This window comes from Rhodococcus sp. NPDC055024, from assembly GCF_053608585.1.
On record NZ_JBSGVT010000002.1, the window covers coordinates 313,894 to 337,072 of the forward strand.

Consider the following 23,179-nt stretch of genomic DNA (forward strand, 5'->3'; position numbering starts at 1 on the left):
CCACCCGTTCGTCGAAAACCACCGAGTCGGTTCTCCCGTTCGGCCTCCGAAGTCTATCCGCCTGGTGCACCTTTCCGATCCAACCGCGAGTGCCGGCGCCCGACCTAGCCCACCATGCGCCGCAATTGGCTCGTCGCAACCGAAAGCGCAGCAAGATCGTGTTGCCCGGATGCCTCGATCTCTGCGAGCGCGAGAGTCGACCTCTCTATTCTCGACGCATTCCTTTCTTCCCACCTCGCAAGTTTTTCCGCTGTCGAGTCACCTGTTTCCGCGTCGGCCAAGACGTCGAGGGTCAAGGCTCGCACCGTCGAGTACAGCTCGTCACGCAACGACAACCTCGCCAACGCATTCCATTTTCCGTCCTTGCTCAATGCAGACACTCGGTTAAGCATCGGCACGAGCCCGACGTGCTCACCGAGCCGGAAGTAGAGTTCGCCGGTCTCCGAGATCGCGCGATCGGCGAGGTCCGCGATCTCCACGACGTCGAGCAGTCCGAACTGATCGAGCAGGATCTCCACTCGCCTGACCAGGTTCTCGGGTGCGCCCTTGTCCGTGATGAGGACCGTTCGCGCAGCCAGGTTCCGCTGATCGGCGCCCACCAGCCAGCCACCGAGTTCTGCCGACGCCTCCGCGATGCGATCACCGAATCGGCTGATCTCGGCCCCGACGGCCAGCGGTTGAGGCCGACGCGTCAGCATCCACCGTGACGCCCGGTCGAGCAGTCGTCTGGTGAGCAGGATCAACTCGTCGGACACGGCAGTCGAGATCGAGGCTTCGCTGATGTCGTTCCACAACTCCCAGAGTCCGAATACCTCGGAGACCACGGTGAATGCACGTACTGCGTCTTCCGGATCAGCGCCGACTTCTTCACCGAGCCGATACGCATAGGTGATGCCGCCACGATCGACCACGTTGTTCGTCAGCACGGTCGCAACGATCTCGCGCCGCAGCGGGTGCCGGTCGAGGGCGTCACCCCCGGCATCTCGAACACCCTCCGGAAAATAGTTCGCCAGCGTCTGGCGGTAGATCTGATTGTCTATCGAACTTCCCGCCAACAGCGTGGATTTCAGATCGAGCTTGACGTGCGCCATCAGTGTGGCGAGTTCCGGCGACGTCAGCCCCGTTCCCGTCTTCTCGGCCGCGGCGAACTGCTTCTTGGTCGGAAACCCCTCGATTGCTCGGTCGACGATCCCTCTGGATTCGAGGCTGGAAATCACCCTGCCGTGCACACCGATCATCGCCGCCGCGTCCGCACGCGTGGTGCCCATCAGTTCGTTCTGTGAACGGTTGTCTGCAAGAACGAGTTCGGCGACCTCGTCGGTCAACGATTCCAGTAGTTCGACACGATGCGAGTCTGCGACGGCGCCTGAACTGATGAGGGAGTCGAGAAGAATCTTGATGTTCACCTCGTGATCGGAGCAATCGACTCCCGCGGAATTGTCGAGGGCGTCTGTGTTGATCCGCCCGCCGCCGCGTGCGTACTCGATTCGTCCCGCCTGGGTGAGGCCGAGGTTGCCTCCCTCACCGATCACCCGAGCACGGACTTCGTTGCCGTTCACCCGAACCGTGTCGTTGCTCTTGTCTCCGACTTCGAGGTCGGACTCACCGGACGCCTTGACGTACGTCCCGATGCCGCCGTTCCACAACAGATCTGCCGGTGAGCACAGAATCGCCCGAACCAGCTGCGGTGGAGTCAGTTCGGTGACGTCGTCTTCGAGACCGAGTGCCTGACGCATCTCGTCACTGATCGGGACGCGCTTCGCCGAGCGTTCCCACACTCCGCCGCCTGCACTGATCAACGCCGGGTCGTAGTCGGCCCACGAGGATCGTGGGAGAGCGAACAGACGTGATCGCTCGACGTACGAGCGCTCCGGCGACGGGTTCGGGTCGACAAACACGTGCCGATGATCGAACGCCGCGATCAGGCGAATGTGCTTGCTGCACAACATGCCGTTGCCGAAGACATCGCCGCTCATGTCTCCGATCCCCACCGCAGTGAAGTCGTCGTTCTGGGTGTCGACGCCGAGCTCACGGAAGTGCCGCTTGACACTTTCCCAGGCGCCCTTCGCGGTGATACCCATGGCTTTGTGGTCGTACCCGACCGACCCACCGGATGCAAAGGCGTCGCCGAGCCAGAATTCGTACTCCGCGGCCACCTCGTTCGCGATGTCGGAGAACTTTGCAGTTCCCTTGTCCGCGGCGACTACAAGATACGTGTCGTCACCGTCGTGGCGAACGACCCTTCGCGCCGCAACAACTGCGCCGCTCTGCTTGTCGACGTTGTCGGTCAGATCAAGTAGTCCGCTGATGAAGGTTCGGTAGCAATCGATCCCGGCCGCCAACGCAGCTTCCCGGTCTGCGTCTGCACCCAGTCCTGGAACCGGTGGGCGTTTGACGACAAATCCACCCTTCGCGCCGACAGGCACGATGACTGCGTTCTTGACTGCCTGCGCCTTCACCAATCCCAGTACCTCGGTGCGAAAGTCCTCTTTCCGGTCCGACCAGCGCAAGCCGCCGCGAGCCACCGTACCGAAGCGAAGGTGCACACCTGCGACATCGGGTGAGTACACGAATATCTCGAACTTCGGTCGAGGGAACGGCAATACGGACACTTTCTCCGAATCGAACTTCAACGAGAGCGCACCGATCGATTCAGTGGGATAAACGAAATAGTTGGTACGCAACGTGTTACGGACCAGTTCGGACAATGCGCGCAGGATCCGATCGGCGTCGAGTCCTTGCACTTGTGCCACGGCCGTTTCCACCTCCGCTGCTGCACGTGTACCTCTATCGCCGTCGACGACGTCGGGATCGAAACGGCTCTCGAACAATTCGCACAATCTGCCGGCGATCTCGGGATGATCGGCAAGCACCTCGGCGACGCGACTGGTGCTGTACGGAAATCCCGCTTGCTGCAAGAACTCCGCATATGCCCGCAGCACCACTACCTGTTTCCAACCGAGTCCCGCGATCGCGACAAGTTCGTTGAACGAGTCCGGCTCGGCGGAGCCGTTTCGAACTGCGGCAAACGCCGCCCCGAACCGCGCGGCAAAGTTGTCGAAGCGCTCGACCGGAGCGCTCGGATAGTCGAGCGTGAACTCGTAGATCCAGGACTGTTCCGATCCCACCGGTGCGATCTCGTACGGCCGTTCGTCGACCACGTCGACACCCAGGCTCTGCAATACCGGCAGTACCTCGCCCAACGAGAGCGGGTCACCCGATACGTACAGTCCGAGTCGGTGAGTACCGGGTCCGTCGACAGATCGGGCCAGTCGTGGACTCACCTCTCCGGGCGCGAGGCCCTCGAACAACACCATGTCCTCGGCGGCTCGGGCGGCGTCGAAATCCTGCTTGTACGCCACCGGAACTCGCTCGGCGAACTGAGCACGCCTGCGCCGCTCTTCGTGATTCGAAGCATCCAGAACGAACCGCTCGTCCCAGGTCAGGCACGCGTCGACGACGAGGTCCCGAATCTCCCGTGCTTGTCGCGCCGACGCGAAGTTCGCGCCGCCGCCGACCGTGGCCGTGAAATGTACGACGGCCAAGGGGGATTCCGAGACTCGACTGGAGAACTCGATATTGCGGGCACCGAGTGCGTCGGCGAATACCGACTCGGCCGTTGTCCTGATCGTCGTACTGAATTTCTCGCGCGGAACGAAGAGCAAAGCCGACAACTCTTGATCTCGCCCCGTCGCCGGGGAACTTCCCACCGGTTGCAAGAACAGATGGATCGACGTTCGGCCGTCCACGGAAGTGAGTTCGTCCAGCGCGTCCGCGATTCGGGCCGGCTCGGCTGCCAGGAGCACTGTGACCGGAATCGACTGGATAACTGCCAGCATCGATTGTCCGACAAACGAATCGACGGTGGATCCGGAGGCATCGAAGATGTCTGCGACGCGTCCTCGCACGAGCGGGGTTCGCCTGACGTCGGCGACCAGACCGGTCGCGGTGAAGAACCCGATGAATCGGTACGCACGGTCACCGATGGACATGTCGATCTCGGTGGCGTATTCGGATCCACCGAACCCTTGCCGGAGGTACACCACTGCGATCGAGAGGGGCGCCGCTTTCGCATCCGAAGAGCCGGTCGGATCGGGGAGCACGCCGAGGGCGTACGGCTCGTCACTGTCGACAGTCCGCACACCGCCGACGACACTGAAGTTTCCGGCGCTGCACCACCGGAGAAAGTCAGCTTCTTCGGCGTAGCCGTTCGAGTCCAGTTGCTCGCGCGCCTCGTCGACGAGATCCCACAGGGGCACGGAATCGCGGAAGGCACGCGCAATACGGTCGAGGATTCCGGCGACGTCGTCAGCGATCAACTGCGCCTGCTCGTCCGAACAATGCGCGGGTAGTCCTATGTGGATCCATGATTCGGTGCGCTCCCCAACCAGGGCGTCTTCAGTGCTGGGCGCCTGTTGCACGACTGTGCGAAGCACGGGGTGCACCACGAATTCCGGTTCCACGCGGGCGCGGGCAAGTGTCGCCAGTACCGCTTCGACGAGCTGCGGCATGTCGTCGCCGACGTATTGAATCGCCGGGCCATCCCCTAACTCCCCGGCCGGCGCGAGTCGCGAGATCGACGAATTGAGTCCTCTTCGGTGCGAAAGGTCCATGTGCGCGGCGACAATCGCAAGCTTGCGGTCTTCGGCAAGCGCCGCGTATCGATCAGCCGACAAGCCCTCGAAATACGTACTGGACACCCTCCTCACATGCTCGGAGTCCGGTGTCGTGTCGACTGAAACGAGGCTCATGTCAGCACCTTCCGCCGAAAGCCACGCTGCTTCCGACTGGTAGTGGGTTCCATCCGCGATCAACTTGTCTATACAGGCTTAGACAAGTTGATCATTGCAGAACGTGAGCCGCGACACAACAGCTTCACCCCTGGACAAATTCGCCACCCTCAGCCATAGTCAAATCATGCCGACTAGTGGCAATTAGATTTCATTAGATGAAATTCGTAACTACCTCGCCTCGAAGGAGCCCCCGTGACTACCCAGACCGCGCACGACATCGACAGCGTTGATCTCGCAGAGTTCCGCAGTACCGTCCGAGCCTTCGCCAACGCCGAGATCCACCCGGGAGCAGCCGCACGCGACGAGTCCAAAGAGTTCCCGGCACGGTTGGTCAAGCGCCTCGGGCAGCAGGACCTCATGGGCATTTCCGTGCCGGAGGAATTCGGCGGACTGGGTCTGTCGACACGAACCCAACTGGTCGCCATCGAAGAAGTTGCACGCACCGATGCCGCGCTGGCATCGATCTACACCGCCCACTACCTGGGCCTCGAGCCGATCCTCGTCGGCGGGTCCGAAGAACAGAAGCTGCGCTGGTTGCCCCGGCTCGCCTCGGGCGAACTGCTGGCAGGCTTCGCACTCACCGAACCCGATGCCGGCTCCGACATCGCCTCGATGCGTACCGTCGCCCGACGCGAGGACGACGGCTGGCATCTCTCCGGATCCAAGACGTACATCTCCAACGCCAAGGAAGCCGACCTGGTCGTGCTCTTCGCCAAGACGGACCCGAGCGCAGGATTCCGAGGCATCACCGCCTTCGTCGTCCCCAAGGGAACTCCGGGAATCAGCTACTCGGAGCCGCAGGACAAGATGGGAATTCGTTCGGCTCCGACGTACACCGTCTACCTCGACGACGTCGTTCTGCCGCTCGACTCCGTGATCGGTACCGAAGGTCGCGGCGGCAACATCGCCTTGACCGCCCTGAACCGCGCGCGCATCGACGTGGCGGCAATGGCAAACGGCATCGCTTTGCGCGCTTGGGAATTGGGACGCGAGTACGCAACGGAGCGAAGGCAGTTCGGCACGCCGATCTTCGACTTCCAGGCAATCCAGCTACTTCTCGGTGGCTGCGACGCGCAACTTGTCGCATCACGCGTCACCGCCGACTGGGCCGCCGACGTCAAGGACGCCGGCCAGGACATCCGCCGCGCCGCATCGATTTCGAAGTACGTCGCCACCGAAGCCTGCTTCTCGATCGTCGATCAAACCGTGCAGATCCACGGTGGCGCAGGTTTCATGCGCGAATCGGAAATCGAACGCCTGTACCGCGATTGCCGCATTCTCCGCATCTTCGAGGGCACCTCGCAGATCCAATTGCTCACCATTGCCGGCAATGCTCCGTCGCCGCGTTCCACCGAATTCTGAAAGGCGCGGACATGACTGCACTTCCCCCACTCGACGGCATCCGGGTCATCGACCTCTCACGTGTCCTCGCCGGGCCTTACTGCACCGCATTGCTTTCCGATGCCGGCGCAGACGTCGTCAAGATCGAATCCGAACACGGTGAAGACTCTCGGCACCTCGGCCCGTTCCGCGACGGCGAGAGCATCTACTTCAACGTGCTCAATCGCGGCAAGCGTTCGGTGGCGCTCAACCTCAAGAACGACGAGGACCGTGAGGCGCTGCTGACGCTCATCGAGACCGCGGACGTCGTCGTCGAGAACTTTCGCCCGGGTGTCACCAAGCGCCTGGGAATCGACTACGAGGCTGCGCGGGCTCGCAATCCCCGGATCGTGTACGCGTCCATCTCCGGTTTCGGACAGGACGGACCGATGTCCGGAGCCGCCGCCTACGATCTTGTAGTCCAAGCTCTTTCGGGAATCATGAGCATCACCGGTTCGGAAGAATCCGGGCCGACCCGGTTGGGTGAGTCGTTCGGAGACCTGGTCGCCGGGCTGTTCGCTGCCTGGGGAATCAGCACCGCCCTGCTGAGTGCACGGGCGACAGGACTCGGGCAGCACCTGGACGTCGCGATGTTCGACAGCATGCTCGCCATGCTGCCGACAGCGCACAGCCAGCTGCAGTCCACCGGGCTCACTCCCCCACGCGTCGGCAACCGACATCCGGTCTCCACACCCTTCGACACCTACAAGGCCGACGACGGACTCTTTGTCCTCGCGGTTGCGAGCCAATCGGGCTTCGAGAAATTGGCGCAGACGATGAATCGCGTTGACCTGATCGCAGATCCTCGTTTTGCCGACGACACCGCCCGGACCGAGAACGAGCCGGCGTTGCGTAAGGAGATCGAAAACTGGGCTGCCGGAAAGACCGTCGCCGGCGTGGTCGGCATTCTCGGCGACGCGGGCCTCGCCGGCTCGGAGATCTGGGACGTCCAGCAGGCACTCACCTCCGCGCAGGCCGAGTATCGGGGGGTCGTCGAATCGTTCGAGCACCCGGTAGCAGGAAAGATCTCCTACGTACGACAACCCGTCGTGTTCGGTGAGAGCCGACGCCCGCGGGTTCGCCGCAGCCCCCTGCTGGACGAGCACCACGGTGAGGTACTGCCGGGCTCGCGATAGATTCAGCGCAGACATCCCTCGGCACTTGGAGTAGGACATGGCCCCCGGCGACGTGACCCGCAGCGCGAATCGCACGTTCGAACTTCTCGGTGCGATCGTCGAGCACGGTGGGTTGACGCTCGGCGACGCCGCCAAGGCGACCGATCTGGCAACCAGTACCGCGCTTCGCCTGATCAGAAGCCTCGAACAAACCGAGTTCGTCGTCCGCGGCGAGGACAACGTCTATCGCGTAGGCCCGCGGCTACTACAGATCGGGGCTCGCGCTCTCGGTGACAATCAACTGTTGCCGAGAGCCCGGCCCGCGATGAAGGCCATCGCCGAAACCACGAGAGAGTCGACCTACCTGTCGACGAGGGGACCGAAAGACACTGCGCTGTATCTCGATCAGATCGAGGGCACGCACGCGATCCGCCACATGGGGTGGGTGGGCCAGAGCGTTCCCTTGGACGGCACCGCCGTCGGCGCAGCGTTGAGCGGCAAGGTAGGCGAGAGCGGGTACGCCATTGCGCACGACACAATCGAGGATCACTCGACCGGGGTTGCCGCGCCGATCTACAACGCGGTCGGTCAGATAGCCGGAGCGCTCAGCGTCGTCGGCCCGACATTCCGTCTGACGGACGAGGTCTGCGCCAGCCACGGTCGTGTCTTGGTGGAGCACTGCGCCCGGTTGTCCGCGGAACTCGGCAGCCAGACTCCCTGACCGCCCCGAACACTTGGCGATCCAGTCTCGTATCCGAGACAATGTGATTCCCCCGCTCCGCCTTCCGACCTACCTGTAAGGACATACCCACATGAGCACGAGCCGCGTGAAATCCGCTGAGCGTGTTCTCGACGTGCTCGATCTCCTGGCTCGCCGGGGTGTGCCGCTGGCGACCGCGGAAATCTCCAGCGCCCTCGAGCTACCGAAGAGCACGACGCATCATCTTCTCAACGTCATGCGAGATCGACGGTTCGTCTCGTACTGGGCTGATCAACGCGCCTGGACCCTGGGTGTCTCGGCGTTCGAAGTCGGTGCGTCGTACATGCGGTCCGGCCCACTGCACCGCGAGGGCCAACGATTCATGCTGGCCCTTACTCAGTCGACGGATGAGACGTCCCATCTGGCGGTACTTCAAGGTTCCGATGTCATCTACCTCGACAAACGTGAACCGCTCAAGCCGGGCGTGCGGTTGGTGACCGAAATCGGGACACGCCTTCCGGCTCACCTCACCGCAGTCGGGCGGGCGATTCTGAGCCGTCTGGATGCAGAACAGATCAGCGCTCTCTACGAGGGATACACCTGGCCGACGCGGACCGGAACGGGACCGTCGACGCTTCCCGAACTGCGAGAACTGCTCGCCGCAGCACGCGAGAGCGGGTATGCGGTCGAAGAAAATGCGACGACATCCGGGATCAATTGCATCGCCAGTCCTGTGATCACGCGGGACGGCCGTCCGGTCGCAGCTCTCGGCGTCACCTTCCTCTCCGGCTCCAAATCCGCCGAGGAGAGTGCACTGATCGCCGACCGAGTACGCACGGTCAGCGCCGAGTTCTCCGCCGACCTCGGCGATCGAATGGTGGAGACTCCGCCCGCCGACATGTAACAAATTTCTCCGTTCCGGCCTTCTCGGGTCTTGTTTTCGTCTCATATTCCAGACTAGAGTCTCGTATACAAGACTTTATTAGACAGCCATCGCATCATCATTGGAGTCCCATGAACGCCACCCCTGCCACCCGGACAGCCACCCGAACCATCGAGGTCGGAATCGGCGCTGTCACCATCGCCGACGTCGTCGACGTCGCGCGCAACGGTCACGGCGCCGCATTGACCGCGGACTCACTGGCCGCGATCGCCGAAAGTCGCGCACGCATCGAGGCCCTGGCTGCAGACCCCACGCCGGTCTACGGAGTTTCCACGGGATTCGGCGCACTTGCCACCCGCCACATCCCAGCGCATCTGCGGACGCAGTTGCAGCGCAGCCTGATCCGCTCACACGCGGCAGGTTCGGGCCCGGAAGTCGAACGCGAAGTGATTCGGGCTTTGATGCTCCTGCGTCTGTCGACGCTCGCCACGGGACGCACCGGAGTGCGCCCCGTGGTCGCGCAGGCCTACGCCGACCTACTCACTGCAGGCATCACCCCGGTGGTCCACGAATACGGCAGCCTCGGATGCTCGGGAGATCTCGCGCCACTGGCGCACGTGGCGATGGCGATCATCGGAGAAGGTTCCGTCCGCACCGCGGACGGTGAACTCACCGATGCGGCAACGGCATTGGCTGCCCATGGCCTCGAACCGGTGGTTCTGGCCGAGAAGGAAGGCCTCGCACTGATCAACGGCACCGACGGGATGCTCGGCCAACTGGCCCTCGCGATCACCGATCTCGATCATCTGCTCAAGTTGGCCGACATCGCGGCCGCGATGAGCGTCGAAGGTCTGCTCGGCACCGATCAGGTATTCGCCGCCGATCTTCAGGCTCTTCGTCCCCACCCCGGGCAGGGCGCGGCGGCCTCGAACATGGTGCGCCTGCTTGCCGACTCCCCGATCGTCGCCAGCCACGCGGGCCCTGACTGCACCCGAGTTCAGGATGCGTATTCACTTCGCTGTGCCCCGCAGGTAGCCGGCGGCGCACGCGACACCGTCGATCACGCCCGCCTCGTCGCCGGACGCGAATTGGCCAGTGCTGTCGACAATCCCGTCGTCACCCTCGACGGAAGGGTTCGTTCGAACGGCAACTTCCACGGAGCTCCCGTGGCTTACGTCTTGGACTTCCTCGCCATCGTGACCGCGGACGTCGCCGGTATCAGCGAACGCCGCACCGACCGATTCCTCGACGTAGCACGCAATCACGGCCTGACCCCCTTCCTCGCCGACGATCCCGGAGTGGACAGCGGACTGATGATCGCGCAGTACACACAAGCTGCCATCGTGTCCGAACTCAAGCGACTCGCGAGCCCCGCCAGTGTCGATTCGATTCCCTCCTCGGCCATGCAGGAAGATCACGTCTCCATGGGATGGTCGGGTGCGCGCAAGCTCCGCCGGTCCATCGACGGTCTCACCCGAGTACTTGCGATCGAGATACTCACTGCAGCACGAGGAATCGATTTGCGCTCCCCACTCGAGCCCTCCCCCGCCACCGGAGCAGTACTCCGAACCCTGCGCGAGAAGGTGCAGGGACCGGGTACCGATCGCTTCCTGTCGCCCGAGATCGAGGCGGCAGTGGACTTGGCCGCATCCGGCGCACTCGTTGCCGCCGCGGAGAACGCGATCGGTGCCCTGGCATGACCGCGTCCGGAGCGCTGAGGCCTCGCCCTCGACCCGAGATCGAAGCACTTCCGCGATACTCCAAAGCAGCCGGCCTCGAGCAGGTTCGGTGGCGGGCGTCGAGCAACGAGTCGACGGTTGCACCCTCGGCCGCAATTCTCGACGCCGTCAATCTCGCTGCGTCACAATCACACTTGTACCCGTCGTTGTTCGGCGACACGCTGATCGCCCGGTTGAGCGATCGCCTGGGCGTCGGCGACGACCAGGTATTGGTCGGCGCCGGGTCGTTGGCACTGCTCCAGCAGGTATTGACTGCGTACACGGGTCCGGGCACCGAGGTCGTCTACCCGTGGCGCAGCTACGAGGCGTACCCGATACTGATCGGAATCGCCGGGGCGAGCGGTGTCCCCGTCGCACTCGATTCCGAACATCGGCACGATCTGAGTGCAATGGCGGCAGCCGTGACCCCGCAGACCCGCGCGGTACTCGTCTGCAACCCTAACAATCCGACCGGTAGCGAGTTCTCGACCGCCGAGTTCGTCGCGTTCGCCCGCGCGATCCCGGGTGACGTCCTCATCCTCCTGGACGAGGCCTACCGGGAGTTCGCGACCAGCGACGTCGACGGCGTCGATCTGCTTCGAACCTTTCCCAACATCGTCGTCTTCCGAACCTTCTCCAAGGCTTACGGATTGGCCGGACTTCGTGCCGGCTATGCCGTCACCAAATCGGCGATCGCAGCCGATCTTCGCAGCGCTGCACCGCCCTTCGGACTCAGCGCAGTTGCCGAGGCCGCGGCCTGCGCGGCCTTGACCGATCCGGCGCACACCGATTCGATAGTCGAAACGGTGACTGCGGGTCGCGCTCACCTACGTGAGCAATTGACTCTGCGCGGCGTCGAGACCGTCCCGAGCGGCGCCAACTTCGTGTGGATCCCTCTCGGCGAGAGAGCGTCTGCACTCGAAGCGGCCTGCGTCGCGCAAGGTGTCTCGGTCCGGATGTTCCCCGGCGAGGGAGTGCGGGTCACCGTCGGCGAGCGGGCAGCAGAAGACGCCGTGATCGCCGCTGTGGACACACTCGCACACAACCTTTGACCGACTGGAGAAAAGAATGTCCGTCCACGAACTCGCTCGGTCGATCGGTTCGAGTCGCCTGATCACCGACCCGTCGGTAATGGACTCGTACCGTCGCGACGAGGCCCATCTCGCCGAACCCGGCCAGCCGGCGGCCGTCATGCTCGCCGGAACTGCGGCCGACATCTCGGAGGCTCTGAAATGGGCTACTGCTCACCGGGTCCCGGTGGTAACTCGCGGCGCGGGAACCGGTTTGGCGGGCGGGTCGACAGCCGTCGAGGGCTGCCTGGTCATCTCGACCACTCGCATGCGCTCGATTCTCGAGGTCAATCCGGACGATCAGCTCGCTGTCGTGGAAGCCGGGGTGATCAACGCCGACATCAGTCGAGCGGTAGACGAGTACGGGCTGATGTACGCCCCCGATCCGAGCAGTTTCGAGATCTCCACGATCGGTGGAAACATCGCCACCAACGCCGGCGGACTTCGATGTGTGAAGTACGGCGTCACCCGCGATTCTGTCTTGGGTCTCGAGGTGGTGTTAGCCGACGGTCGGATCGTACGGACGGGCCGAAGGACTGTCAAAGGTGTTGCGGGATACGACTTGACCAGTCTTCTCGTCGGCTCGGAAGGAACTCTCGGAGTCGTCACGAGCGCCACCCTCAAGTTGCAGCCCAAGCCCAAGAGAGCACCGGTCACCGTCGTCGGCAGTTTCGATTCTCTCCGCTCCGCAGCGGACGCCGTTGCCGCTGTCGTTCGTGACGGGATCGGGCCGAGCCTGTTGGAGCTGATCGATCGCGCGACTCTGCGCGCAGTCGACGACTGGAAACGGATCGGATTGGAAGACAACACTGCCTCGATGCTGATCGCACAGGCCGACGGGGTCGACGCCGACGCAGCAGCAGCGGCGATGGAGAAACACTTCGAGCAGGCCGGCGCAGATTTTGTCGCCGTCTCCCAGGACGCAGCGGAAGCCGCGCAGCTACTCGAGATCCGCCGGCTCGCCTACCCCGCGTCCGAACGACTCGGGCAATGCCTCGTGGAAGACGTCGGGGTTCCGCGGTCGAAACTGCCCGACATGCTCGAAAGTATCGACCGGGCGGCGGCCGAGCACTCGGTGAAGATCATGACGGTCGCGCACGCCGGTGACGGCAACGTCCATCCGACCTTCGTCTTCGACCGCACTGCCGACGGCTCGGTCCCCGACGCCGTGTGGACCGCCGCGGACGAGGTCTTCCGGCGCGCTCTCGAACTCGGCGGAACCCTGACGGGCGAGCACGGCGTCGGCGTTCTGAAGCGCCGGTGGCTCTCTCTCGAGATCGGCGAGGACAGCATGCAACTGCACCGATCGATCAAGGCCGCGTTCGATCCGCTCGGAATCCTCAACCCGGGTAAGGGTTTCTGATTCCCGAGTGGTGTTACACAGCATTTACGTGAAAACGGGCCGCGGGTATTGACGCCTGTATATACAGGCATATACATTTATCCGCAGTGACAGTGACCCAGCGCACAGAGCGCCGAGCAACAGGCACAAAGCACGAAGAAGGTGGGCAATACCCCGACGTCGATTCCGTCGCTCGACGGGCTCGCAGCAGAAAGACAGGCCTATGACTCACGATGGACCGGCCGAGGTCATCCTCACTCCGGAACGACGCACTATCGACGTCGTCCCGGATGCAGAACGACACGGCACCCCGCGCAGCCAGTTCACTCTCTGGTTCGGCGCCAACATGCAGATCACTGCAATCGTCGACGGTGCCCTCGCCGTCGTATTCGGCGCCGACGCCATCTGGGCGATCGTCGGACTTCTGATCGGCAATATCTTCGGTGGCGCTGTCATGGCGCTGCACTCGGCACAGGGTCCACGCATGGGCCTCCCCCAGATGATCTCGAGTCGCGCACAGTTCGGCGTCAAGGGAGCCGTCGTCCCGCTCGTTCTCGTCATTTTGATGTACCTCGGCTTCGCTGCCACGGGCACCGTGTTGGCCGGACAAGCCGTCAACAAGATCCTGCACATCGACAGCCCCACCGTCGGCATCGTCGTCTTCGGTCTCCTCACCGCATTCGTCGCGGTCACCGGCTACAAGCTCATCCACATCGTCGGCAAGGTCGCGACCGTCGTCGGCATCGTCGGATTCTCCTACCTGGCCGTTCGACTGTTCCTCGAGTACGACGTCGCCTCGTACGTCGGCATCAAGGGCTTCGACATCGTCACCTTCCTGCTCGCGATCTCGTTGGGTGCCGGTTGGCAGCTCACCTTCGGCCCGTACGTCGCCGATTACTCGCGTTACCTGCCGCGCAGCACCTCCGAGAGCACTACCTTCTGGTCGACGTTCCTCGGCAGCGTCATCGGATCGCAGTGGTCCATGACCTTCGGCGTCCTCGTCGCGGCCTGCGCCGGCGATGCGTTCCTGGGTAACCAGGTCGGCTTCATGGGAGACCTGGCCGGGCCGGCCGCCATCGCCTTCCTGATCTACTTCGTCATCCTGGTCGGCAAGCTGACAGTGAACGTGCTCAACGCCTACGGCGGATTCATGTCGATTCTGACCACCGTCACAGCCTTCAACGGACAGTCACGAATCTCGAGCACCGCGCGCACCCTCTACATCCTCGGTTTCACCGCGATCTCGGTACTAATCGCGATCGCCGCCAGCGCCGACTTCCTGGACAACTTCAAGAACTTCGTCCTGGTGCTGCTCATGGTGTTCACGCCGTGGAGTGCGATCAACCTGATCGACTACTACCTGATCTCCAAGGAGCGCATCGACATTCCGGCGCTGTACGACGTCAACGGTCGATACGGCGCATGGAACTTCACCGCGCTGGCCTGCTACGCCGCCGGCGTTCTCGCCCAGATCCCGTTCCTCGCACAGAAGCTGTACACCGGCCCCGTCACGGACATGCTCGGCGGCGCCGACATCTCCTGGATCGTCGGAATCGTATTCACCGGCCTGATCTACTACCCACTCGCCAAGCGCACGAGCAATCCGCCTGCGTCGATGATCTACCCCGATCACACCGCGATGACCGACTCTCGCATCTGATCCCCCACCACTTTTCGAACAGCTCGAACTTCAGCAAGCTAGGAGAACACAATGGAAATCAGCACCCCCGGCCACGAGCCGCGCCCCGTCCGTGCTCCCCGCGGCCCCGAGCTCACCACGCTCGGTTGGCAGCAAGAGGGCGCCCTGCGCATGCTCATGAACAACCTCGACCCCGATGTTGCCGAGCACCCGGACAGCCTCGTCGTCTACGGCGGAACCGGTCGCGCAGCACGTAGTTGGGCTGCCTTCGACGCCATGGTCGCCACGCTGAAGACGCTGAAGAACGACGAGACCATGCTCGTCCAGTCAGGCAAGCCGGTCGGTGTTTTCCGCACCAACGAGTGGGCACCGCGAGTGCTGATCGCCAACTCCAACCTGGTCGGTGACTGGGCGAACTGGGAAGAGTTCCGCCGTCTCGAAGACCTCGGCCTGACCATGTACGGCCAGATGACCGCAGGCTCTTGGATTTACATCGGCACCCAGGGAATCCTGCAGGGTACGTACGAGACCTTCGGCGCCATCGCGAAGAAGCGCTACAACGGATCGCTCGCCGGAACGATCACCCTCACTGCGGGTCTCGGCGGCATGGGCGGCGCTCAGCCTCTCGCCGTCACAATGAACGACGGCGTCGCGATCTGCGTCGACTGCGACATCACCCGCATCGACCGTCGTATCGCCCACAAGTATCTCGACACCAAGGCCGACAGTATCGAGCACGCGCTCGAATTGGCGACCGCGGCACGCGATGCGAAGAAGCCACTCTCCATCGGCCTCGAAGGCAATGCGGCAGAGGTCTTCCCGGCGCTGCTGGAGATGAAGGCCCCCATCGACATCGTGACCGACCAGACCTCGGCGCACGATCCCCTCGCCTACCTGCCGATCGGCATCGACTTCTCCGACATGAAGACCATGTCGGAGAAGGATCCGCAGAAGTTCACCGAAGATTCCCGCAACGCGATGGCCGCACACGTCAAGGCCATGGTCGGATTCATGGATGCCGGCGCCGAGGTGTTCGACTACGGCAACTCCATCCGCGACGAGGCTCGCAAGGCCGGCTACGACCGCGCTTTCGACTTCCCCGGATTCGTTCCCGCCTACATCCGTCCTCTCTTCGAAGAAGGCCTCGGCCCCTTCCGCTGGGCAGCCCTCTCCGGTGATCCCAAGGACATCGAGGCCACCGACAAGGCCATCCTCGAACTCTTCCCCGAGAACGAGCACCTGCGCCGCTGGATCACCATGGCAGGCGAAAAGGTTGCCTTCGAGGGCCTTCCGGCTCGCATCTGCTGGCTCGGATACGGTGAGCGTCACCTCGCGGGTCTCAAGTTCAACGAGATGGTCGCCTCGGGCGAGCTGTCCGCACCGATCGCCATCGGCCGCGATCACCTCGACTCCGGATCGGTCGCCTCGCCGTACCGCGAAACCGAATCGATGATCGACGGGTCCGACGCGATCGCCGACTGGCCGCTGCTCAACGCCCTGGTCAACACCGCATCCGGCGCTTCATGGGTTTCACTTCACCAGGGTGGCGGCGTCGGTATGGGACGCTCCATCCACGCAGGACAGGTGTGCATCGCCGACGGCACCGAACTCGCAGCCAAGAAGCTCGAAGCAGTTCTCACCAACGACCCCGGTATGGGCGTCATCCGGCATGCCGATGCAGGATACGACCACGCCATCGACACCGCAGCCACCCGCGGCGTCCGTATCCCGATGACCGAGAACTGAACCAGCTCCACCACCTCACCCTGAGTTAGGAATTACATTGACTACGAATGGTTCTCGAACCACAGTTCTGACCAACATCGGAACCCTCGTCACCAATGACCCGACTCTGGGTGAGGGCACGCTCGGCGTACGACACGACGCGGCAATCGTCTTCGACGACGGCGTTGTTGCTTGGGTCGGCGATTCCGCCGACGCCCCGGCTGCCGATATCGGTCAGGATATCGGCGGCCGGGCACTCCTGCCCGGCTTCGTGGAGAGCCACTCGCACTTGGTGTTCGGTGGCGAGAGGGCCGAGGAATTCGCAGCTCGGATGGCGGGCGAAAAGTACGCTGCCGGCGGCATCCGCAACACCATCGAAGCGACACGCTCGGCCACCGACGAACAATTACAGGCCAATGTTCGACGCCTACTCGACGAATCCCTGCGCTCGGGCAGCACAACCGTCGAATGCAAGACCGGGTACGGGCAGAACACCGAGAGCGAACTACGCAGCGCGATGATCGCCGGGCAGTTCACCGACGAGGTCACACTGCTGGCGGCCCACGTTCCACCACCCGAATATGCCGGTCGCGCCGATGATTACGTCGCCATGGCGTGCGACGAGATGATCCCGGCCTGTGCGCCACACGCGAAATGGATCGACGTCTTCTGCGAGCGCGGTGCGTTCAATCGCGAACAGGCACACGCAGTCCTGAGCGCAGGCGTCGCCGCCGGACTGATCCCCCGCGTCCACGGAAACCAACTCGGCGAAGGACCAGGAGTCCAGCTTGCCGTCGAGATGGGTGCCGCATCCGTCGATCACGTCACGTACGTCACCGCCGCGGACATCGATGCCCTGGCTCAGAGTTCCACCGTCGCAACACTGTTGCCAGGTGCCGACTTCTCCACCCGCAACAAGTACCCCGACGCCCGCGCCCTGCTGGACGCCGGCGTCACCGTAGCTCTCGGTGCCGACTGCAACCCCGGCACCTGCTACACCACCAGCCTCCCGTTCTGCATAGCAATTGCGGTGCGAGACATGCACATGACACCCGCTGAGGCAGTCTGGGCAGCCACTGCAGGAGGCGCCCGGGCGTTGCAGCGCTCCGACGTCGGAACCCTTTCTCTCGGAACACGTGCCGACGCCATCGCGCTCGATGCACCGTCGTACCTGCACCTCGCCTACCGCCCGGGCGTGCCGCTGGTGCGCGAGGTCTGGAAAAACGGCGCACTCGCCACAAGCTACTGAAATACACTCACCGGGAGGCCGTCGTGGCACATCAGATCGCAGTCGACATCGAACCCACGCCGTGGACGGGGCGCTCCGACGGCACCACTGCCGAGCATTTGCGTTGGCACCATGCCGTGCAACCGTATTCGGTGGACCAGGCGCCCGGCGACTGCGTTCTGATCGGTTTCTCCAGCGACGAAGGCGTCCGGCGCAACAAGGGACGGCGCGGTGCCGCAGACGGCCCGGACGCTTTGCGAGCGGGGTTGGCCTCCATGGCGCTGGCCGAAGCTCTGCAGATTCAGGACGCGGGAACCGTTGCCGTGTCGGGTGAAGAGCTCGAGGCCGGTCAGGCCTCGCTCGGGAACGCCGTCAGCGCTGCGCTCGATTCGGGACACTTCCCTGTCGTTCTCGGGGGAGGACACGAGATCGCCTACGGCACGTACCTCGGCGTCGCAGGATCCGAGATGCGGACCGCCGGAGCCAAACTCGGAATCCTCAATCTCGACGCACACTTCGACCTGCGGGGTGACCCGATACCCAGCTCAGGCACGCCCTTCCGTCAGATCGCCGAGGACGAAGCAGCGGCAGGCACGTCGCATCAGTACAGCGTGATCGGAATCAGCCAGCCGAGCAACACCACTGCATTGTTCGACACTGCTCACCGCCTTGGCGTTCGCTATCTGCTCGACGACGAATGCGGAGCGATCGGTCGAGGCGTCGTGGATCAGTTCCTCGCAGGCTTCCTCGACGACGTCGATCTGGTCTACCTGACCATCGACCTCGACGTCCTCCCTGCTGCCGTGGCGCCGGGCGTCAGCGCACCTGCGGCCTACGGAGTCAGCCTCGAAACCATCCAGTACGTCTGTGATCGAGTCACGTCCAGTGGCAAGCTCGCGGTTCTCGATGTCGCCGAACTGAACCCGAGCCTCGACGTCGACAATCGCACTGCCCGAACGGCTGCTCGCCTGATCCACCGGATAGTCACGAAGCACGTGCCGATTCAGCGCTAGCCTCGGCGTGCCTCCAACAAATCTACGGGGCTGCCTGAAAACTGATTCCACGAGTTCTGTCCGAGCACTCCAAACTATGTCCTTCGACCTCGCTGGCGGTTGCAGTCAAGACACTGCACAGCCAACCGTCGAACTCCGCTGACCAGGTGTTTCCGGCATGGCTGAGCGACGTGTCGTTCAGGTACCTTTCGGCGACATCCATTGCCACCTCACAATTGATGCCGCCTTGCAGATTGTCGATGGAGGCGATGGCGCCTGTCTGGGGGTACGTGATTGTTCCGCACTCCTCGGATGTGGACGCCGTCGGCAATTGTGAAGGCAAAGTCGACGAATTGCCCGAGCAGTACTCGAAGCCGGGGACGCCACCGACCACGGGAGGCCCGACCGTGCCGTCGTGAATCGAAAAGCCGATCAATCCTCCTGGGTCGCCATTGCCGACTTGACTCGGATCACCGGTGGTGACAAAGATCGATTGGCCTGACTCAGTCTGAATCATCCTTGTCGAATGATCGTTGCCGTAAGCCGATTCGATCTGAGCGACGGTGGAGCCGTCACCAACGCCGCGGTCGGTCAGCGTTCCCGGCGGTGATTCGATGACGGTGACGCCCGCGCTGGTGAGAATTGCCCGTCCGGTGCCACCAGACATCGTGAACGGGACCACCGTGCAACTCGAGAATTGAGCAACCGCTCCGGCTTGATCTCCCAAGGACGACAATACTTCTGCTTGTGTCATACCGAGCGTGAGCGGACCGAATTTCTCTGAACTTGCTTCTGCCACCGCCGATACACTCACGAGGCTACTCGAAACAACAGTGCTCGGTTCAGACGCCGGCGATGACGTTTCGTCTGTGCTGTCGCGACTGTCGGATGAACAGGCACCGAGCGAGAACACCAGGCACACGCCGGCCACTACAACCCTGGTTGTAGTGGGTGCGTCGTTCCGAACTCGTCCAACGGGTGTGCGCGGTCGGCTTCTCGGCATGTGGAAATCCTTGGTCTGAACGGCTCCCCGCGAGGCCGAGGCACGCCTGACTTCGCGACGTTACCCCGGCCCGCGTCCTATCGATATCGTCTGTTCGACCGACGACGAGAACAACACCGGGCCTTCGATCATGGCACCAGGGAGTTCTCCTGCAACCAGTCCTGAGCGATGTCACTCATGTCGTCGAGATCAGCGACGCGCTGGTTCATCTCGATGAGGTCCTCGGTGGTCAGCGCCGCCGAAACCCCCGCGAGCACGGAGCGGACGTCATCGCGAGCCTTCAATTCGTTGATGATCGGCGTGATGTTCTCGGCGAGAAAGAGGTGCTTCGTGTCCTCGAGCGCGACCAAGTTCTCCGAGCGCATCGCGGGATCGGTACTGAAGACATCGGCTACCTGTATCTGCCCGCTCAGAAGCGCGTTGAGCGTCAGGGGCCCACCTGCATCGAGCGCCAGGAACTCCCGGAAAGTCAGGCCGTATTTGGTCTTCAACCCCGCAACGCCGTTTTCACGCGTCTTCCATTCCGGGGGTCCGCCGAGTGTCAACTCGTCGGCATACTGCACCAGATCCTCGATGGTCTCCAGCGAATACTTGTCCGCTGTCTCCTGTTTGACGGCAAGTACGTCCTTGTCCTCTGCGGGTGACGGCTCGAGAGCTACCAGGCCCTTGGGTAATTTTGCATCGATTTCAGCGGACACTTCATCTGACGCCGTCGCCGTTGTCTTGCTGTCCAGATATTGCAACAAGGCGCCGGAATACTCGGGAATCAGATCGATGGAACCGTCGCGCAATGCCGGTACGTAGAGTTCTCGACTACCGATGTTCAACTTCTCGGTAACGTCGATACCGTTGGCACGAAGCGCTTCGGCGTAAATGGTCGCAATCAGTTGACTCTCGGGAAAGTCGGCGGATCCGATCACTATGGCGCCCTCAGCACTACCACCGCCGTCCGCAGCCAAGGGGTCCTTGCCGATTCCGCAGCCGGACAACGCAACCGCTGTCACACCGACCAACGCGGCGATCAATACCTTCTTCATCTCGAATGTCCTCAGATCGGTGCGGGCGCAGGCACAGCAGTGCGCTGTGATGGGGCGGCGGTCTTCTCTGTCTTCTTCTTCCGATCGCGCCTGGTGATGCCGGGCGAAACGACTCGCGCGGTCAGTGCACCGATTCCGAGATCGAAGACCAGGGCGATCAGCGATACCAATACGGCTCCAGCCGCCATCTGGCCGTAGTCGCTCTGGGCCTTTCCGTCGATCAGCAACCGGCCGAGTCCACCCAACGAGATGTACGCGGCGACAGTCGCAGTGGAGACGATCTGAAGAACAGCACTTCTGATGCCGGACAACATGAGTGGCAGGGCGCACGGAATTTCAACCTCGGTCAAGATCCGCATCGACCGAAATCCCATCCCACGCGCGGCGTCGACTGCAGCCTGATCGACCGCTCGCACACCAGCATACGTATTGGTGAGAATGGGAGGGATCGCGAGAAGTACCAGGACGATGAGACTGGGAATCAGGTACGCGAGTTTGTTCGGAAAGGAGGGCGCGATGATGAGAACCAGCAGGATCAGCAGACCGATGGTCGGCAGCGCTCGCAGCGAGTTTGCCAGTCCAGCAACCACAACGGATCCCCGTCCGGTGTGTCCGATGTAGAGACCGAGCGGGATCGCGATGACCGCAGCCACCGCCAGCGCAGCGAATGTATACATCAGATGTTGCACGAGAAGGGTGGGGATGCCGTCCGGCCCGGTCCAGTGGGATCCGTCGAGAAGGTAGTTGATCATGATGTAGTCACTTTCGGGGTCCACGGCGTCAGCAACCGATTCGCCAACATGATGAGGAGATCAAGGATCAACGCCAGCACCAGGCACAGAGCGATACCCGCGATGATGGGCGTGTAGAAGCGCAACTGAAATCCCTGAGTGAACAACGAACCAATCTGCGGGATCCCCAGAAGTGCGCCGAGTGAGACAAGACTGACGTTCGAGACGACTGCTACGCGCAAACCCGCGCAGATCACCGGAACTCCAACCGGCAACTGCACTTTCAACAGCGTCTGGTATGGCCGGTAGCCCATCGCCGTTGCCGCCAGAACCGTTTCCGGCGGAACCGAATCGAGCGCATCGGCCACTACCCGTACGAGCAGGGCAACGGTGTACACAGTGAGCGCCACGATGATGTTCATCGGATCGAGAATCTTGGTACCGAGAATCGGAGGCAGGAGGACGAACAGCGCGAGCGAAGGGATCGTGTAGAGCAATCCAGCCGTGCCCACCACGTAGGGATGCAATCGGCGACTGCGATAGGCGACCCAGCCGATCGGCAACGCGACCACCAAGCCGATCACCAAGGGAATCAACGACAGAAGAATGTGCCAACCCACCAGGTCCATGATCCGATCGGACTGGCGTCCGAGCCATTCGAAGTTCATCGGAGTGCCCTCCCCGCCTCGGCCAGGTCGGCGGCTTCGATGGCTTCCACCGCAGCGTGCGCGGTGACGGTTCCCACCAGCCGCCCGGCATCGTCCACAACAACGCCACGCTTGCTCGGCGCTGACAGCGCCGCGTCCAGCAAAGCGCGCATCGTGCCCTTGGAATCTGCAAGTGTTCCACTGAGATTCAAGTCGTCCGGGCGAATTCGATCCGTGAGTGCGTCCGGCTTCACCCACCCGAGCGGCTTGTTCGCGGGGTCCACTACCAAGAGCCACGTATCGCCTGTGAGTGCGCGGGCCGCCGCAGCGGAATCGCCCAGATGTGCGACGGGTTCTGAAACTGTCGGCAGCTCGCCGTCCAAAGTCGTGAATCCCAACGATCGGTACCCACGATCCCGCCCGACGAAATCGGCAACAAATTCGTCGGCAGGTTGAGTCAGCAACTCGAGGGGTGTGGCCGCCTGCGCAAGAATGCCTCCGGTACGCAGAACCACCACTTGGTCCCCGAGTTTCAGGGCTTCGTCGATGTCGTGGGTGACGATGATGATCGTTTTTCCTATCTCCTTTTGCAGGCGGAGAAACTCGTCTTGCAGTTGGCCACGGACGACCGGATCCACGGCGCTGAACGGTTCGTCCATCAGCATGAATGACGGGTCCGCGGCCAACGCTCGCGCGACACCGACTCGCTGTTGTTGTCCACCGGAGAGCTGCCACGGATAGCGGTCGGCAAAGTTGGTTGTCAGACCAACCGTTTCGAGCAGTTCCATAGCGCGAGTTCGTGATTCCTTCTTGCTCGCCCCTAGCAAGCGAGGCATCGTCGCAATGTTGTCGACGATGGTGCGATGGGGAAAGAGACCTGCGTGCTGAATCACGTACCCGATACGTCGACGCAGAAGAGCCGGATCCATTCCCGCCGTGGACTCACCGTCGAGCGAAATCGCCCCCGATGTGGGTTCGATCAGCCTGTTGATCATGCGAAGTGAAGTCGTCTTACCACAGCCGGAAGGACCCACCAATGCGGTGATCTTTCCCGTCGGACACTCCAGATCGAGAGCATCGACGGCAATCGTTCCGTCTGGATACGCCTTGGTGACTTTGTCGAATTTGATCATCTACGAACTACTTTCGTGTCGACCTGAGTCCGGACGCACCCAG

The 23,179-nt window shown here is 62.7% G+C and carries 17 protein-coding genes; 11 read left to right on the forward strand and 6 right to left on the reverse strand.

All coding sequences use genetic code 11. The annotated features are described in order from the left end of the window. Positions 1–104 precede the first annotated feature (104 nt). Complete coding sequence (locus ACWF6P_RS07965) at positions 105–4,751, reverse strand: NAD-glutamate dehydrogenase (protein ID WP_452620655.1); 4,647 nt, start codon at positions 4,749–4,751, stop codon at positions 105–107. Between the two features lie 234 nt (positions 4,752–4,985). Here ACWF6P_RS07965 and ACWF6P_RS07970 point away from each other — a divergent pair, with 234 nt between their 5' ends. The 11 genes from ACWF6P_RS07970 (at position 4,986) to hutG (ending at position 18,606) form a co-directional block, all read left to right on the forward strand. Then, the gene (locus tag ACWF6P_RS07970) at positions 4,986–6,155 is read left to right on the forward strand and encodes an acyl-CoA dehydrogenase family protein (protein WP_452620656.1); all 1,170 of its coding nucleotides are present in this window, start codon (positions 4,986–4,988) and stop codon (positions 6,153–6,155) included. 11 nt (positions 6,156–6,166) lie between these two features. Next, complete coding sequence (locus ACWF6P_RS07975) at positions 6,167–7,309, forward strand: CaiB/BaiF CoA transferase family protein (protein ID WP_452620657.1); 1,143 nt, start codon at positions 6,167–6,169, stop codon at positions 7,307–7,309. 37 nt (positions 7,310–7,346) lie between these two features. Then, positions 7,347–8,009, forward strand: coding sequence for an IclR family transcriptional regulator (locus ACWF6P_RS07980; protein ID WP_378504408.1), 663 nt, complete (start codon positions 7,347–7,349; stop codon positions 8,007–8,009). A gap of 91 nt (positions 8,010–8,100) precedes the next feature. Then, positions 8,101–8,892: an IclR family transcriptional regulator gene (locus ACWF6P_RS07985; protein ID WP_452620658.1), complete on the forward strand. Its 792-nt coding sequence runs from the start codon at positions 8,101–8,103 to the stop codon at positions 8,890–8,892. Positions 8,893–9,002: 110 nt separating this feature from the next. After that, positions 9,003–10,571, forward strand: a complete 1,569-nt coding sequence (gene hutH / locus ACWF6P_RS07990) for a histidine ammonia-lyase (protein ID WP_452620659.1) — start codon at positions 9,003–9,005, stop codon at positions 10,569–10,571. Continuing rightward, positions 10,568–11,641, forward strand: a complete 1,074-nt coding sequence (locus tag ACWF6P_RS07995) for a histidinol-phosphate transaminase (RefSeq protein ID WP_452620660.1) — start codon at positions 10,568–10,570, stop codon at positions 11,639–11,641. Before hutH ends, ACWF6P_RS07995 begins: the two co-directional genes overlap by 4 nt. A gap of 16 nt (positions 11,642–11,657) precedes the next feature. Beyond that, positions 11,658–13,022 carry an FAD-binding oxidoreductase gene (locus ACWF6P_RS08000; protein ID WP_452620661.1) on the forward strand — a complete coding sequence of 455 codons (1,365 nt, stop codon included), beginning with the start codon at positions 11,658–11,660 and terminating at the stop codon, positions 13,020–13,022. Positions 13,023–13,224: 202 nt separating this feature from the next. After that, positions 13,225–14,661, forward strand: a complete 1,437-nt coding sequence (locus ACWF6P_RS08005) for a purine-cytosine permease family protein (RefSeq protein ID WP_452620662.1) — start codon at positions 13,225–13,227, stop codon at positions 14,659–14,661. Positions 14,662–14,712: 51 nt separating this feature from the next. Next, positions 14,713–16,386 carry a urocanate hydratase gene (hutU, locus tag ACWF6P_RS08010; RefSeq protein WP_452620663.1) on the forward strand — a complete coding sequence of 558 codons (1,674 nt, stop codon included), beginning with the start codon at positions 14,713–14,715 and terminating at the stop codon, positions 16,384–16,386. A gap of 37 nt (positions 16,387–16,423) precedes the next feature. Further along, the gene (gene hutI, locus ACWF6P_RS08015) at positions 16,424–17,614 is read left to right on the forward strand and encodes an imidazolonepropionase (protein ID WP_452620664.1); all 1,191 of its coding nucleotides are present in this window, start codon (positions 16,424–16,426) and stop codon (positions 17,612–17,614) included. Between the two features lie 23 nt (positions 17,615–17,637). Then, entirely contained in the window at positions 17,638–18,606 is a 969-nt protein-coding gene (hutG, locus tag ACWF6P_RS08020; RefSeq protein ID WP_452620665.1) for a formimidoylglutamase, read from the forward strand. 22 nt (positions 18,607–18,628) lie between these two features. Here the strand turns inward: hutG and ACWF6P_RS08025 are convergent, their stop codons facing one another. The 5 genes from ACWF6P_RS08025 to ACWF6P_RS08045 form a co-directional block, all read right to left on the reverse strand. Beyond that, entirely contained in the window at positions 18,629–19,339 is a 711-nt protein-coding gene (locus ACWF6P_RS08025) for a hypothetical protein (protein WP_452620666.1), read from the reverse strand. Positions 19,340–19,716: 377 nt separating this feature from the next. Beyond that, positions 19,717–20,625: an ABC transporter substrate-binding protein gene (locus tag ACWF6P_RS08030; protein ID WP_378446823.1), complete on the reverse strand. Its 909-nt coding sequence runs from the start codon at positions 20,623–20,625 to the stop codon at positions 19,717–19,719. An 11-nt stretch (positions 20,626–20,636) separates the two neighbouring features. Continuing rightward, positions 20,637–21,377, reverse strand: a complete 741-nt coding sequence (locus ACWF6P_RS08035) for an ABC transporter permease (RefSeq protein ID WP_378446970.1) — start codon at positions 21,375–21,377, stop codon at positions 20,637–20,639. Next, positions 21,374–22,024, reverse strand: coding sequence for an ABC transporter permease (locus tag ACWF6P_RS08040; protein WP_378446824.1), 651 nt, complete (start codon positions 22,022–22,024; stop codon positions 21,374–21,376). Before ACWF6P_RS08040 ends, ACWF6P_RS08035 begins: the two co-directional genes overlap by 4 nt. Then, positions 22,021–23,136 carry an ABC transporter ATP-binding protein gene (locus ACWF6P_RS08045; RefSeq protein WP_452620667.1) on the reverse strand — a complete coding sequence of 372 codons (1,116 nt, stop codon included), beginning with the start codon at positions 23,134–23,136 and terminating at the stop codon, positions 22,021–22,023. Before ACWF6P_RS08045 ends, ACWF6P_RS08040 begins: the two co-directional genes overlap by 4 nt. Positions 23,137–23,179 lie beyond the last annotated feature (43 nt).

Coding starts and splice junctions, on each gene's coding strand:
- ACWF6P_RS07980 (WP_378504408.1), top strand. CDS start 7,347: ATGGCCCCCGGCGACGTGACCCGCAGCGCGAATCGCACGTTCGAACTT.
- ACWF6P_RS08035 (WP_378446970.1), bottom strand. CDS start 21,377: ATGATCAACTACCTTCTCGACGGATCCCACTGGACCGGGCCGGACGGC.
- ACWF6P_RS07965 (WP_452620655.1), bottom strand. CDS start 4,751: ATGAGCCTCGTTTCAGTCGACACGACACCGGACTCCGAGCATGTGAGG.
- hutU (WP_452620663.1), top strand. CDS start 14,713: ATGGAAATCAGCACCCCCGGCCACGAGCCGCGCCCCGTCCGTGCTCCC.
- ACWF6P_RS07995 (WP_452620660.1), top strand. CDS start 10,568: ATGACCGCGTCCGGAGCGCTGAGGCCTCGCCCTCGACCCGAGATCGAA.
- ACWF6P_RS08025 (WP_452620666.1), bottom strand. CDS start 19,339: ATGACACAAGCAGAAGTATTGTCGTCCTTGGGAGATCAAGCCGGAGCG.
- ACWF6P_RS07985 (WP_452620658.1), top strand. CDS start 8,101: ATGAGCACGAGCCGCGTGAAATCCGCTGAGCGTGTTCTCGACGTGCTC.
- ACWF6P_RS08005 (WP_452620662.1), top strand. CDS start 13,225: ATGACTCACGATGGACCGGCCGAGGTCATCCTCACTCCGGAACGACGC.
- hutH (WP_452620659.1), top strand. CDS start 9,003: ATGAACGCCACCCCTGCCACCCGGACAGCCACCCGAACCATCGAGGTC.
- ACWF6P_RS08000 (WP_452620661.1), top strand. CDS start 11,658: ATGTCCGTCCACGAACTCGCTCGGTCGATCGGTTCGAGTCGCCTGATC.
- ACWF6P_RS07975 (WP_452620657.1), top strand. CDS start 6,167: ATGACTGCACTTCCCCCACTCGACGGCATCCGGGTCATCGACCTCTCA.
- ACWF6P_RS08045 (WP_452620667.1), bottom strand. CDS start 23,136: ATGATCAAATTCGACAAAGTCACCAAGGCGTATCCAGACGGAACGATT.
- ACWF6P_RS08030 (WP_378446823.1), bottom strand. CDS start 20,625: ATGAAGAAGGTATTGATCGCCGCGTTGGTCGGTGTGACAGCGGTTGCG.
- ACWF6P_RS08040 (WP_378446824.1), bottom strand. CDS start 22,024: ATGAACTTCGAATGGCTCGGACGCCAGTCCGATCGGATCATGGACCTG.